Below are 15,011 nucleotides of genomic sequence, written 5' to 3'. Positions count from 1 at the left end.
GCGCCTTTATTATGGATATCATAGGTCTATAGAGGTGTATATTAGCGATGGAAAAACAACTTTTTGATGTGGCAATTATTGGCGGAGGACCGGCTGGGTTGAACGCCGCCCTGGTGCTTGGGCGGGCAAGGAAAAAGGTGGTGGTGATCGATGAAGGTTGTCCCCGCAACACTGTGACTCGCGAGGTCCATGGGTTTCTTACCCGCGACGGGATCAGTCCGGGCGAGTTTCGGCGAATTGCGAAGGAAGAGATCAGCGCCTATCCCTCCGTATCATTCGTGGCGGATACAGCGGTGTCGATCGCGGGAACCGACGGACAGTTTCAAATTGAGACAGAGCAAGGACAAACTTTAGCAAGCACAAAAATATTGTTTGCCGTCGGCATGAAGGATCAGCCGCTCAACATTCCGGGACTTGCGGAGGTATACGGAAAAAGCGCCTTCGTCTGCCCGTATTGCGACGGCTGGGAGTTAAGGGATCAGCCGCTTGTCATCATTACGAAGGGGGCTGAGCTTATGCATTTCGCTCCACTCATATCCGGATGGACGAACCGTTTTACCGTCTGCACGAATGGCCCTGATGAACTGACGGATGCCGAGCGCGCGGAACTCCAGCAAAATCAAGTACCGCTGTTCGACTTGCCGATCCGGCACATTGACTCTTATGACGGAATTGTGCGGCAAGTCGTTCTTGAAGACGGAACAAGCGTTCCATGCAGGGGAATCTTTTTCAAACCGGAACTGGTTACGGGATCGGAATTGCCGCGAACTATCGGATGCCAGATCACGGAAGCTGGGGCGGTCGTTGTCGATGACTTCGGAAAAACGAACATTCCAGGCGTCTATAGCGCCGGGGATGCAGCATCGCGACTGCATCAGGCCATAGCTGCGGCTTCGATGGGCGCATTTACCGCCGCGGTCATCAACAATGAACTAAATACAACAGCTTGGAGGAGAAACTTATGATCGATTTAAATAATATTAAGCGCGGTCCGATCATGGTCGCACTGATCGTCGGAATGTTCGTCGCCGCTTTGAATGAGACGCTAATGGGCAATGCCCTCCCCGAATTGATGAAATCGTTCGGCGTGTCTGCGACGACGGTCCAGTGGCTTTCCACCGCCTATTTGCTCATTGTTGGCGTGCTCGTTCCGGTGACGGCGGTATTGCAGCAATGGTTCACGACCCGGCAAATGTTTCTGTCGGCGATGAGTCTGTTCTTCGTCGGTACGGCCGTCTCGGCGGTGTCGCCGGAATTCGGCATGCTGCTGGTAGGGCGGATTGTTCAGGCGATAGGGACCGGCATGCTGCTGCCGCTTACAATGAACGTAATCATGACCATTTATCCGCCGGAAAAGCGGGGAGGCGCAATGGGGATGTTAGGGCTCGTCGTCATGTTCGCGCCGGCGATCGGTCCGACCATTTCGGGTTTGATTGTTGACGGGCTTTCATGGCGCTGGCTGTTCTACCTTGTGCTGCCCTTTGCGTTGCTCTCGATTATCGTTGGGATTGCTGTCCTGAAAAACGTGTCAGAGGTCACGAAACCGCGGGTAGACTTCTTATCCATCGGACTGTCAACAATTGGCTTCGGCGGAATTGTCTTTGGGTTCAGCAAGGCCGGCGAACTCGGTTGGGCGGTGCCGGAGGTGATTTGGACAATTACGGCGGGAGGCGTCGCCTTGGCATTGTTCGTCTGGCGGCAGCTGCTGCTTAAAGAGCCTGTCATGGATGTACGGGCATTCCGGTATCCCATATTCGCGCTTGTTGCGGTGTTGCTATTCGTGCTTTTGATGACTTTCTTCTCGTCGGCGATCATGCTTCCCATGTTTATGCAGGGCGTGCTGATGATGACGGCATTCAAGTCCGGTTTGATCCTGCTTCCCGGGGGGATTGTAAACGGGCTCATGGCTCCAATCTCAGGCAAGTTGTTCGACAAGTTTGGGCCTCGCGTTCTTGTCATCCCCGGACTTGCAGTTGCCGTCACCTCGTTGTGGCTATTCACCCGATTCGACGAAGCGACGACCAACGGCTTCCTCATCGCCGTGCACATCGCGCTGATGATTGGCATCGCGCTAGTCATGATGCCCGCACAGACAGCTGGGCTTAACCAGCTTCCACGCCATCTGCACCCACATGGGACAGCGATCTTGAACACGCTCCAGCAGGTGTCCGGCGCAATCGGTACTGCCCTGTACATCAGTATTATGTCGGGCGGACAGAAACAGTACTTGAGCAAAGTGAGCGATCCAGAGTCTCCGGTGGAAATAGCCAAGGGTTTGGCAGCTGGTATCAACAACGCATTCTGGATCGGCGTCTTCATCGCACTCGTTGCGTTAGTGCTCGGTCTCTTCCTCCGTAAAGGGAAATCGCCGGAGCATGAACAGGCGGCAGCATGAGACTGACCGTCCGTTTAGGGGAATCCATAAACCAAAAGGAAAGAGTGAGGAATGAACATGAACGATTTTTTCAATGCAGCCATTTGGGAAAAAGCGTGGAAAGACGATTCCGATACCGCCGCAAACAAGATGAGAAGGGCCGGAATCGATCCCTCCAGATCTTTTGACCATAAAGCTAGGTCTTTCAACGAACAATCGTTTAACGAAGAGGGAAGAAAACGAACCAAACGAATCATGAACTGGCTTGAAGAGCAAGGAATTCGATTCGAAAATGCCTCTGTTTTGGATATTGGCGCCGCCTCGGGAGTGTTCTCAGTGCCGTTTGCGGAGCGAGGGACCCGGGTAACGGCCGTAGAGACCTCTCCGCCGCTGATCGAATTGTTGGAAGAAAACATCTCGAAGTTCGCTGAAGACCAGGTAAAGATTGTACCCGAGAAGTTTGAAGATATTGACGTGCAGGCCAGAGGCTGGAACCAGGCCTTCGATCTCGTCTTCGTCTCGATGAGCCCGGTCATTCACGATTGGGATAGCGTGGAAAAGATACTCCTTTGCGCTCGGAAGTTCTGTTATATCAGTATGCCGGCAAGTCCTGCGGAGCACAGCCTAGTGAATGAAATCTGGCCGCTCATCACCGGTCAGCCCTTCCATCCGAAACATATGGAAATGGGATATTTGCTGCATCTGCTGTATCTTAAAGGTTATGCTTACGAATCGCTAATCACGCGGGAAACGAAAACGACGGAAGTCACCACAGAAGCGGCGTTGCAAGAAGCGATGACTTGGCTCCGCCATCACCGTCTGCCTGTAGATGAGCAGAATCGAAACATAATTGCCGACTATTTGGAGCAAGCATATCCTTCCGGCAAAGTAGTCATCCAGGAGGGAGGACGTTTTGGCAAAGTGCTGATTCGATTGCAGGATCAGAGCATGTATACGAGAGAGACTTGAGTCTGACAAGGCGGGTTACGTACTCATTCCAGAAAAACCAGAGATCACTAAGCGATCGAGTACCGAAAAGCGGTTGCCTGTTTTCTAAATGGGCCTGCTCGACACAGCTCTCCCAATAAAGGTAGCCATATGGGTATTCTTAACTTTCCGCGCTTATCGGTTCTTAATATTTTAGAGATGAACACGATATTCTCATTCAGGTGGAGACAAACTCTCCACCTTCTCATTGCCCTCATTGCGGATGCATGCCGAACCTCTACACAGACGCGGCCGTCATCATGTTTCCCAATGCTATATATGTTTGTCTGCTTGCCCATTCAAATATGAGACGATCATTATCTTCGAGTTCTGTTTCAATGAACGATTTATAGTGACCGGAAAGATGCTGCACAACTTCTTCAGGCATATGATGAATGTCTTTCATCATTTTGATCACGTGAGCCGAATCATGCCTCATGCCTTGTCTGGCCAAAAGCATATCTGAACTGGTAAGCTTTTAAAATTTCTTGTTACTTACTCTCCGTACCTATCATGTGGAATCAACCTTCCTTTGTTGTGTTTTTTGTAAACAAATTTTTCGGGAGCATCACTTCATCGATTCATTTTTCCTTCAGCTCCTTTTACGTTTTGCATATATAACGATGAGAGGCTCTGATCTGTGACATCGGAAAATGACGCCCGAGAGAGAAAAATAGGAAAATATAAACTTTTATTGCCTAATTTATCATGTTAAAGTATTCGTATAATGACATCTTTCGCGTTGATGAGGGGGGCCAATGAAACGAAACCGTATAAAAGCAGCCATCATTTGTACGATGCTGTTCGCCATGATGTGGCCCTATTCGGACAAAGTGCAAGCGGCAGATACCAAAAGCGCAAAAGTAGCGGTCCAATCGTTGAATGTGCGCAGTAAAGCGGATGCTCAATCTTCTGTCATCGGTTCTTTGAAGCGGAATGACGTTGTTTCGATCTCCCAGGAGTCGTTCGGTTGGGCAAAGGTCACATCCGGACGTACGACCGGGTGGGTAGCGGGGCAATATTTGCAGAGATTGAGTGCCGGGTCAACGGACAAGCAGTCGAATGCAGCCCCGCGCAGCAATCAAGCCGGCAAGGCAGAGACTACGAAGCAACCATCCGTTCAGTCCGGTCTAAAGGGGAAAGTGATCGTCATTGATCCGGGGCATGGCGGGAACGACAATGGAGTTATCGGCAAGAAGTACGGCAGTATGGAGAAGACGCTTAATTTGTCGACCTCCCGTTACTTGGCCGATATGCTGCGTCAAGCCGGGGCGAAGGTTATCATGACAAGGAATGACGACAAGGATAAGCCTGAGCTCTCCCAACGAGTTGCCGTTAGCGAGAAGAACCGCGCGGATGCGTTCGTCAGTGTTCATTACAACTCGTCCTTAAAGTCGAACTCCGGCACATTAACGTTTTATTATTCTCAATCGAAGGATTTGACGCTGTCAAGAAAAATCGAAAGCCGCCTTCGACAAATAACCGACTTGAAGAGCAGCGGCGTCTCACACGGTAATTACCATGTGCTTCGTGAGAACGGCAGGCCCTCAACTTTAGTGGAGCTAGGTTTTCTATCCAATCCGAAGGATGAAGCAGTCGTCCGGACAAGCGCTTACCAGAAGAAAGCGGCGGAAGCGATCGCAGCCGGACTGGAAGATTATTTTATGTAGCTACTATTTTCTACTGGCGGCATAAAATCTTAAATGCCCTTTGTTCCAGAAGCGGCAGCATCCTCTTCAAAATGGCAGGGCGAGGACAGATCGCCGCCGATGTGCGCACATTCAGGGCGGCTTGAGGATTGAGCTAAGGGCGGTATAGTTGAATATTAATTCCGCTGAACCTTATCACAAATGACGCAAATTTCAATCGACAACTAAAAAACAGGACCCCTGATGACGAGAATCGGGGGTCCTGGGTTCGATAGCTTGTATCCCTTCAGTCTGCATCATGAGTTTATTATTTCACCCTATTTACTTTAAGGGAGCATATCATAAAGCGGGTTTGTCTCTTCCCGGGCAGTATGTAGTATCGGGCCATTCGGATTACAGGTCGAGACCGAAGAGGCGGAGGGCATTGCCGCTGCAGAACTTGTTGCGGTCTTCGTCGTTGTCGAAATTGGATATGAACTGCTGAAGCTCGTTGGCGGTCGGTCGTTGGAAGGGATAGTCCGTCGAGAACAGCAACTGGTCGATCGTGGTTGCCGCGAGAGCATGCTGGAGCAGCGCCGGGTTGAACATGCCAGAGCTTGTGATGAAGACATTCGAGCGCATATACTCCGACACCTTCCGCTCCAGTCCAGCGATGCGAGACAAGCTGTCGGTCCGATCCTGCCAGAACAGGAGCAGCTCGCCCCAGTGACCGAGAATGATCTGAAGGCCAGGGTGTCGATCGAAGGTGCCTCGAGCGATCAGGCGCAGAGCGGCGACCGCTGCTTCAAGATGCCATCCCCATGAGAAGGTGGAAAGCGCCAGGTCTACCATTGGACTGATTCCCGAATACGCCACTTGACGTATGGTTTTCGAGGGGAGTTGGGGGTGGATGAAGATCGGCTGGCCGAGTGCGGCCGCAGCCGCGAACAGGTCATCGTAGCAGGGATCGTCGAGTGGTGTCTCGCCCGTGCGCCCATAGACCATCGCCCCGACACAACCGAGTCTGGCTGCGCGTTCGAGCTCGCCCGCGACGGCGTTCGGCTCGGCCATCGGCAGCGTGGACATGGCACGAAGCCGCGAGGGATGACGGCGGACCGCTGCTGCTGCGATGTCATTTGTCTCCCGGCTAAGGGTGACCGCCTCAGTGGAAATAAGGGGGCAAGTCGCAGGCGGAGTCAGTGAGATGATGTGCATGTCGATGCCCTGTTCGTCCATGGCTGCAATCCGCGCGTCACCGATGTCCTCCAGTCTGGTGAGATGGTCGCCCATCTCGTTGAACGTGATACTCTCATCACGGCGCTCCTCCGGCAGCCCTTTAAGTACTGCAGTCAGTTCGAGTGTTGTCCAGTGCTCTTCAATTGCGATGAAACCCGGTTTATTGGACATGTTATTCCTCCTCTTTGAGAAGATAGATTAAGGATCAAGTACGTGACTTTCTTGCTAAAAGCATATACTCACGATGGCTCCGCCATTCACGAGTTTGTTCCATCCATGAACCTCCTCAAATAGCTTGAATCCATCGTAAATCGATTTTATATTGCAGTCCAATGCATTTATAATCATTAATACATTGATTATAAGGAATGGCTGGTGTAGCAGAGTGGAGCTTCTTCAAATGCACTATTTTCAAATAGTCGCCAGACTGGAACATATGACCGCAGCCGCGGAAAGTCTACATGTTACGCAGTCCTCATTAAGCAGGACCATCCAACGTCTGGAAGAAGACCTGAGTGTTCCTCTGTTTGACCGGAGTGGTCGTGCGCTTCGATTAAACAAGTTTGGCCGCGCATTCTTGAAGCGTGTGGACAAAGCTCTCTTTGAATTGGAGCAGGGGAGGCAGGAGATCCGCAACTTATCTAGTCCGGAGAGCAGAACATTTGGCCGATCGGGTCAGTGTATCGATTTCGGAACTGAAGGAGGAGTGTTTCGTGGGCTTCAAGCATTCTTTTAGCTGTTACGTCAAACTTCAACTCAATCCGCTCAGTGGAAGTCCAAATAAGCTTACAAAAGAACACATATAGCCTGATGGCATAATTAAAAGAGTTAATTATGAAATGAGATATTCAGAGAAAGCAAAGAAGTTTTTTGGTGCAGATCCTGTAATTTCAGATGATGTGTTTTCCATAAGATTGGAAATTATACCCCCAACAAAGCTAGCCACTATATCAAAAGATAAAACTGAGCTAGTGGAGCTTCCTCCGGCAACTACAAGATGTTGTAGGATACAATTTCAAGGGGGGGAAGCTTGACTGGTGTATATTAAGATTAGTGGCTATTAATTCATTTTACTTTTGGCTTATATTTACTCCCGAGGACATTATAGTTCCAGAAGAGGAAATTTCATACTAAGGGAGATTCATATTATACAACAATCTCTGCTATTATCGAAAAGAACCTAACAGAGATTATTGGACAAGCACAAGCATACTTAGATAGCTATGAGTTGGGTCAAAGGATTAGCATGGGTACTAATATTGAGTTGATTTATTCTGCTCTTAACCCTGTTGTTACGGGTTCAGAAGTAGCTGCTGGCAGTCAAGATGTTCAGACAAATATTCATATGTCAACGTCTTCGTCATCAAATATGCCAAGCGTCCTACGAAGGAAAACTGCAAACACCTGCAAAAGAGGATATATGCTCTTATACTGAACATATTGTCCTCTTATTTTTATACTACAATAAGCGTTTTTTCTTGCAACCGTTTGTCCGGCCGGCACGGGCTAAAGCGTAATCCAGTTCGACGACCACTTTGCGATTTCGCTGAAAATCGGGGCCAACGCATGGCCCTTCTCCGTTAACGAGTATTCGATCCGCACCGGAGTCTCCGGGAATACTTCTCTTTTGACAATACCCTCCAGCTCAAGCTCCTTTAACCGTTCAGACAATACTTTTCCGCTCAGATTCGGCAGCGCCGTTTCGATCTCGCTAAACCGCTGCGGTCCGGAGAGCAGTTGATACACAATCAAGGATACCCAGCGCTTGCTTAACGTTTCCAAAGCTTTTTCAAAACGGGGGCACATGGCAGACTTGTTCATACGATCACCTCATCTACCTTTAGTGTATCACAAACCGCGTGAAAAAGAGCGTTTTGCGTATGATTTAATTTATTACTTGACGATACTAGTTTTCTTATATATACTTTGTTACATAAAGTAAGTAATTGATTTCAAGTAATATAATTACTGGCAAATTTGAAAAGGAGACGAAATAATGAAAGTAGTAGTATGGATTCTTCAAGGTTTACTGGGACTAGCCTTTCTATTTTTTGGATGGATGAAGGTGTCGGGCAGCGCGATGCAGGTAGGGGCATTCGGCAGCTACGGGTATCCGCTTTGGACCATGTATGCGGTAGGATTGCTGGAAATTTTGGGGGCGATTGGCTTGATCGTCGGTTTCAGAAAAGCTCGGCTGGCCTTTTTGTCCGCGTCGCTGCTGGCGGTCGTGATGATCGGGGCGATATTCACTCATCTGCAGGCCGGCCAAGGGATGGGCGTTGCAATGACGCCGCTTGTCCTGCTGGTGCTCGTTCTGGTCGTCGTCTTCGGGTACCGTCCGAATTCCAGACTGGCCGGGGCTAACAAAACAGCTTAACCATCAACAACCAAATGTGCCGCTCGGGGGATCTTAACGGATCATCTGCCCCGGGCGGCATTTTTTTGCGCCGAAACCGCCGCTTTGCAATCCTAAGCGAACCATCAGGCTGCTTTAAGGCGATTTTCAGGAAGGCGGGTCATAATAAGTGGAAACGAGATCACAACATACGGAGGGAGGTTGCACGGGATGTCGTTTCCAAAACAACACGCGCTCAAAATCGTTATGGCCGCGCTGCTGCTCGTATCGGTCGCCCTGAGCGTCTATTCGATCTGGCACGTTCCGGCCAGCTCATCTTCCGGGGGCGCGCTCATGCCGCAGCAGGGCTTCAGGCAAGGCGGCGGCTTCATGCCCCAAGGCGGGCAGCAGGGCATGCACTTTTCAAACCGTCCCGGCGGGATGGATTCTCCTGGAGCCGGAGCCGGAGGCGGAACCGGAAGCGGAAGCGAAGGCGGAGCCGGAGGCGGAACCGGAAGCGGAAGCGAAGGCGGAGCCGGAGGCGGAACCGGAAGCGGAAGCGAAGGCGGAGCCGGAGGTGGCCCCTCTTCCGATAACGGCAGCCGGCGCATGTCGGGTCCGGGAGGCGGCTCATTCGGACGCTCGTCCGAATCGTCGTCCGCGTACGCCACCGGCCTTGCGGTATTCGCCGCGGTGATCTTCGGCCTGACGGCCGCAGCGTTCTACAAAGTGGCGCGCACAGGCAGGCAAATCCGGGAGACCAACAAGGCTGCGCTTGTCTGGATGCTGCTCGGAATCGGCCTGTTCCTGCGGATTGCGGCCGCTCCGTGGATTTCGGGGCATCCTTTTGACATCAACCTGTTCAAAAACTGGGCCTCGTCAGCGGCGAACAGCCTGACCGGATTTTATACGAACGGCTCCAGCGATTACCCGCCATTTTACGTCTACGTGCTGTATGTGGTCGGGAAGCTCGCAAGCACGGCTGCCATGAACTCTTATTTCACTTTGCTGATCAAACTGCCGTCGATTTTGGCTGACGTTGCGACCGCCTATCTGCTGTACAGGGTGGCGAGCAAGCGGATGTCTTTTGAAATCAGCCTGTTGATTGCGGCTTTTTACACCTTTAATCCGGCGGTGTTCATCAATTCCACGTTCTGGGGACAGGTGGACTCCTTCTTCACCCTGCTCGTCGTAGCGGCGCTCGTGCTGCTCACGGAAAACAAGCTGGGCTGGTCGACAGCTTTATTGACTGCCGCCGTGCTGATGAAGCCGCAGGGCATCATTTATTTGCCCGTATTGTTCTTCGTTCTGTGGCGGTCCAAACGATTGAAGGCCTGGCTCACTGCAGCCGCTTCGGGCATCGCAACCGTGCTGCTCGTCGTCCTTCCCTTCTCTTTGAACCAAAATCCGTCATGGCTGATCAAACTCTACAGCGCTACGGTAAACGAATATCCTTACGCGTCGGTGAACGGCTATAATTTCTTCGCCCTGCTCGGTGCGAACTACAAGAAGGACTCATCCACGCTGTTCCTGTTCAGCTACCATACCTGGGGGATGATATTCATTGTTCTTGTGACGCTTTTTGCATGGTGGACGTACGCCAAAAGCCGCAATCCCCGGTTCGCTTCAGCCGCGGCACTGCTCCTGATCGCCGGTGTGTTCACTTTTTCGTCCAGCATGCATGAGAGATACTTGTTCCCTACGGCGGGGCTCGCTCTGCTGGCTTACATTTACCTGCAGGACAAAAGGTTGCTGTGGCTGGCTGGCGGATTCAGTCTGACGATCTTTTTGAACACGTACGACATCTTGTACAGCTCTGCTCAAAACGGAGCGGCCTACAGCGTTACCTTATGCGCCACTTCGCTCCTCAACGTCCTGTTGTTCGGCTATTTGGCGAAGACAGTTTGGGGATACGGTTTCCGGCGCAAAAACTTCTCCCGATCCAGGCAACCCAAAAGAGGGTCATCCCGAAAACGTCCCTTGTTATCGGAATAACCCTCTTAGGTACAGTGATATTAAATTAAGTCAGACTTTTGAAGCAGTCGCTGTACAATCGCAGCAACCTCGGCTCTTGTAATGTACGCCTTTGGTGCAAGAAGGTTATTGCTCCTTCCCGAGACGATACCGGCTTGAACACTGTCGGCTATGCTGCTCTGCGCCCAAACGGATACATCTGCCACATCTGCAAACGGACGAAGATTTGCCTCTGTCGCTTGGACAGGGAGCTTGGCTTTCAGCTCCGTGATCTTCATCGCTTTGGCGATAATCGCCATCGCTTGTTCTCGGGTAATTCGGTCACTCGGACGGAAAGTGCCGTCTTCAAATCCATTGATCAGTTGGTACGCGTATGCCGTGTCAATCACGCTGCTATACCACTCCGATGCCTTTACATCCGAGAACGGTGTTGCTCCACTTTCTAATTTCAGTCCAAGTCCACGAACGATAATGGCTGCAAATTCAGCCCGGGTAATATCTGTGTCGGGACTGAATAAGCCGTTACCGATTCCTTCGATAACCATTCGCGAACCCATATCAATGACTGCCTTTTTCGACCAATGATTCGCAACATCCTTGAATTCACTTGGATGCCATACGACCGAGTACGTACTGTTGGTAAGGCTGCTGATGACAGCATAATATTTGCCATCGACCAAAGTGACCTTTGTCGGCACATGGCGAACCGTCCCGTCCGGCTCAACGACAACGCCAGTTGTAATCTTGCTCGGATCAACACCCTCTGGAATTGCAATGGTGCGTCCCACATAGGCATTAAACTTCGATATTTCAACTGTTGTGCCTTCGTGCGCAGCTCTGACCGTAAAGTTTACCGGCGGCACTACAAGCGAGAACGTACCTTTCCCTGCTGCATTCTCCACTATTTTTACCGTATCCGCTGACGGCGCTGCGATCTCAATCTGTACCTTGATATCTTGCAATGCCACTGACTTCCCGAGTTTGTCGGATATGGCGCTGATGTTGATTTGCTGGGCAGGAAGTGTGTACGATGCTTTCTCCGTCTTGATTTCCAAAACCGCCTGTTTGGTTTCCATGTTTTTAACCATTTGACCGTTTAATTCGCCAACGACGACATCGGACTTCGTGTTGACCAGAATCGTTACAACCGCACGTTGTCCTTCCGATGCAAGCTTGTCATCCAGCTTCTTGGGATCAACGGATACAGTAGTTACGGTTTGGTCATTTCGTTTCGTTGTCGTTGCTGTTCCCGCATTCTCCACTTTACCGTTAACGAGTATATTCACACCGGTATTGGCGGTCTCCGGGGCCGTTGAAGCTGCCGGTCCGGATGACGTATTGCTACTGCTGCTACCGCCGGATGATGATCTCGGCATAACGTCATTGGATAGGGCGGAAGATGCGCTGCTTCCCACACCATTGATCGCCTTCACCGTAAAGGTGTAGCTCGTTCCGTTAGTTAATCCTGTAACGGTAATCGGGCTTGCATTTCCGGTCATGACCACGTTTCCCGGTGATGCTGTCACCTCATACCCCGTGATCGCACTTCCGCCATTGTCGGTTGGAGCCGTAAAAGTAATGGTAGCTTGTCCGTCTCCGGCAACTGCTGAAACATTCGTCGGCGCTGCCAGAATAGCTGCAGAAGTCGCGCTTGCCTGGTTGGATGCCGCACTCAAGCCCCACGGGTTGCCTGCTTTCACCGTAAAATAATAGGTCGTTCCGTTTGTCAGGTTTTGTACATTGTAGGTTGAGTTCGTCACGGTAGTAACGGATGTATTGTTAAATTGACCCGAAACAGTTGACAAATACAGATTGTAATAAGTAGCTCCCGTTACCGAACTCCAATTTAATGTAACCTGGCGATCTCCCCCAGAAGCTACCAGATTCTGCGGATTTGCAGGGGCATTCGGCAAGTTCACCACTTGCGTCACCGTAAATGTCGCATTTGTCATGTTCGCTGCCGATACCGTCACCATTGCAGAATACGTACCTGCGGTTAAACCGTCTTTTGCTTTCACTGTAAAGGTTGTTGAGGAACCGCTATTAAGTGTTGTATCCAGCGGAGTGATTACAAACTCGTTGGCATTTGTGCCACTCAGCGATGCGGACAGACTTGTCAAATTGCCTGTTCCGGTATTTATTACGCTTATCGTTTTAGTTGCTTGTGTTCCCGGCATATAGCCTTGAATCAGGTCTGTAGTCGTTTGATTCGCAATTGCTGCTATAGAATAGGTAAGTGGGGCCGCTTCTCGCGTTACTGTTACCGTGTACGTCTTTGTGGTCGTTCCATCTTGCGCCGTCACCGTAACCTGGATTCGGTTGCTCCCTACGTTCAGCGGTAGCGATGGAGACGCCGTGCCGTTCGTTAGCGTGAACGGTCCGCTCACCAGCGTACCGTTGCCGTCGTACACGCTTGCTGTTACTGTCGCATTGGCATCGGATACGGTCGGCGTTACGGTAATACTGCTTACGGCGTTCTCCGCGCTGACCGTGTAGTTCGTTGTGCCTTGAGAAAACACCGGACTCAGCGTACCGCTTGACAATGCCAACCCGCTCAACGTGTCTGCCGGGCTCACCGTCAGGGTTGCGGCAGTACTTGTCACTGTTCCCGCACCATTGGTCACTACCACCGTGTAGCTTCCTGCATCTGCTGCCTGTGCAGAGGTAATCGTTAAGTTAGCGGACGTTGCTCCGCTAATATCTGTGCCATCTTTCTTCCACTGGTAGGTCAATGGCATGTCACCACTCGCTGTTACGCTAAATGAAGCCGGTTGTCCCACTGTCACCGTCTGGTTGCCCGGTTGACTTGTGATTGTTGGAGCTACAAGAGCAGTTGTAATGGTCTGCGTTACGGCAGCATCCGAATACCCCGTTGCAACTACGGTAATGGAATGAGTACTTGCATTTAATACTCCGGCATTAATGCTGATTTTTCCGGCGCTTATCGTATAATCCGTACCCTGCAGCGTCGTACTGCCGTCTTTTATAGCGGTAATCGCTCCGCGCCACGCCGCATTATCCGTAAAGGTCAGATCGATGGCGTGGGCCGTATCGTTGTCCGTGCTGTCTGCTGTCAGTTCAGGGGCTGTCATTATCCCCGAAAAACTAGCCGCCCGAACTTGATTGGCGGTTCCGTCCCATTCAGTCCACACTGCGTATAAGACGTTGTTGAATACAGCCAAATTGGGAAAACCTCCGCTTTTTGTCGAATTCACATTCAGACCGCTCGTACCGCCACCGTCTGCACTTGTCCAACTCGCGCCTTCGTACGCCTTGACTCGAATCTGATTAGCGATTCCGTTCGTTTCAGACCACGCAGCATATAAGGCGTTGTTGAATACAGTCAGATTTGATGGACTTCCTGCGACTTTCATCAAATCCGCATTCAGGCCGCCGCCGTCTGCACTTACCCAACTCGTGCCGTCGTATGTCTTGACTCGAACTTGATAAGTCCATCCGTTCTTTTCATACCATTCTGCATATAAGGCGTTGTTGAATACAGCCAGATTGGGATTGAATGCCGGTTGAGTCGTATCGACATTCAGACCGTTCGTACCGCTGCCATCTGCACTTGTCCAGCCTGTGCCGTCGTACTTCTTGACTCGAATTTGAGTGGCGCTTCCACTCGTTTCCATCCATGCTGCATATAAGGCGTTGTCGGATGCAACCAGATTGGGATACGTTGCGCCTTTCGTCGAATCCACATTCAGACCGTTCATGCTGCCGCCGTCTACACTTGTCCAATTCGTGCCGTTGTACTTCTTGACTCGAATTTGATTAACATTACCGGTGGTACCGCCCCATTCATGCCACGCTGCATATAAGGCGTTGTTGAATACAGCCAGATTGGGATTGCTTGCGTATTTCGCCGAATTGATATTCAGACCGCCGCCGTCTACGCTTGTCCAACTCGTGCCGTTGTACTTCTTGACTCGAATTTGAGTTACGGTTCCGTTCGTTTCATGCCACGATGCATATAAGGCGTTGTTGAATACAGTCAGATTTGGATAGGATGCGTCTTTCATCGAATCCACATTCAGAAAGCCGCCATCTGCACTGGTCCAGCTCACACCGTCGTACTTCTTAACTCGAATTAGATTGGCGATTCCGTTCGATTCACTCCACGCTGCATATAAGGCGTTGTTGAATACAGCCAGATTGGGGTTAGCTCCGCTTTTCGCCGAAGTGACATTCAGACCGTTCGTGCCACCGCCGTCTACCGACGCCCAATTGGGTGCTGCAAAAGCAGTGTTGCCTTGCATGATCGCTAGCATCATGAGAATAACCGCTAAAATAAGACCTGGCGATTTTCGGCTGCATGATCTGCTTATTTTCATGCCTTTTACGAGAAATGCCCGTAAAATTCCTTGCATTGATCTTTCCTCTTTACGCATACATGTTCCCCATTCCTCAAAAATTGTTGAAGCTTTTGCTAGACCCTTCTTCGACAATAATCGAGTCCATTCTACAACGATGG

The 15,011-nt window shown here is 50.8% G+C and carries 9 protein-coding genes and 1 pseudogene; 7 read left to right on the top strand and 3 right to left on the bottom strand.

What is annotated here, in order from left to right:
- Positions 1-47: 47 nt before the first annotated feature.
- The 4 genes from AC0LWT_RS17150 to AC0LWT_RS17135 all read left to right on the top strand — a co-directional run bounded on the left by AC0LWT_RS17150 (position 48) and on the right by AC0LWT_RS17135 (position 5,031).
- Positions 48-965 (top strand): NAD(P)/FAD-dependent oxidoreductase, encoded by a 918-nt coding sequence (locus AC0LWT_RS17150; RefSeq protein WP_474682470.1) that lies wholly within the window; start codon positions 48-50, stop codon positions 963-965.
- Entirely contained in the window at positions 962-2,395 is a 1,434-nt protein-coding gene (locus AC0LWT_RS17145) for an MDR family MFS transporter (protein WP_474682469.1), read from the top strand. The genes AC0LWT_RS17150 and AC0LWT_RS17145 overlap by 4 nt, the downstream gene beginning before the upstream one ends.
- Before the next feature lie 57 nt (positions 2,396-2,452).
- A complete protein-coding gene (locus AC0LWT_RS17140; RefSeq protein ID WP_474682558.1) occupies positions 2,453-3,343 on the top strand; it encodes a class I SAM-dependent methyltransferase in 891 nt (296 codons plus the stop codon).
- Positions 3,344-4,119: 776 nt separating this feature from the next.
- The gene (locus AC0LWT_RS17135; RefSeq protein WP_474682468.1) at positions 4,120-5,031 is read left to right on the top strand and encodes an N-acetylmuramoyl-L-alanine amidase family protein; all 912 of its coding nucleotides are present in this window, start codon (positions 4,120-4,122) and stop codon (positions 5,029-5,031) included.
- 372 nt (positions 5,032-5,403) lie between these two features.
- Here AC0LWT_RS17135 and AC0LWT_RS17130 read toward each other — a convergent pair whose 3' ends face one another.
- The gene (locus AC0LWT_RS17130) at positions 5,404-6,396 is read right to left on the bottom strand and encodes an amidohydrolase family protein (protein WP_474682467.1); all 993 of its coding nucleotides are present in this window, start codon (positions 6,394-6,396) and stop codon (positions 5,404-5,406) included.
- A gap of 214 nt (positions 6,397-6,610) precedes the next feature.
- Here AC0LWT_RS17130 and AC0LWT_RS17125 point away from each other — a divergent pair.
- Positions 6,611-6,886 (top strand): annotated as a pseudogene (locus tag AC0LWT_RS17125) (LysR family transcriptional regulator); the annotation flags it as partial.
- 845 nt (positions 6,887-7,731) lie between these two features.
- Here the strand turns inward: AC0LWT_RS17125 and catR are convergent.
- The gene (gene catR / locus AC0LWT_RS17120) at positions 7,732-8,046 is read right to left on the bottom strand and encodes a catDE operon transcriptional regulator CatR (RefSeq protein ID WP_474682466.1); all 315 of its coding nucleotides are present in this window, start codon (positions 8,044-8,046) and stop codon (positions 7,732-7,734) included.
- 175 nt (positions 8,047-8,221) lie between these two features.
- Here catR and AC0LWT_RS17115 point away from each other — a divergent pair, with 175 nt between their 5' ends.
- Positions 8,222-8,602, top strand: coding sequence for a DoxX family protein (locus tag AC0LWT_RS17115; protein ID WP_474682465.1), 381 nt, complete (start codon positions 8,222-8,224; stop codon positions 8,600-8,602).
- A gap of 189 nt (positions 8,603-8,791) precedes the next feature.
- On the top strand, positions 8,792-10,555 hold the full coding sequence (locus AC0LWT_RS17110; protein WP_474682464.1) for a glycosyltransferase 87 family protein: 1,764 nt from the start codon (positions 8,792-8,794) through the stop codon (positions 10,553-10,555).
- 20 nt (positions 10,556-10,575) lie between these two features.
- Here AC0LWT_RS17110 and AC0LWT_RS17105 read toward each other — a convergent pair whose 3' ends face one another.
- Entirely contained in the window at positions 10,576-14,907 is a 4,332-nt protein-coding gene (locus tag AC0LWT_RS17105; protein ID WP_474682463.1) for an S-layer homology domain-containing protein, read from the bottom strand.
- Between the last annotated feature and the right edge of the window lie 104 nt (positions 14,908-15,011).

The sequence above is a fragment of the Paenibacillus sp. sgz302164 genome (assembly GCF_056120505.1).
This window is presented reverse-complemented; position numbering and strand designations above follow the sequence as displayed.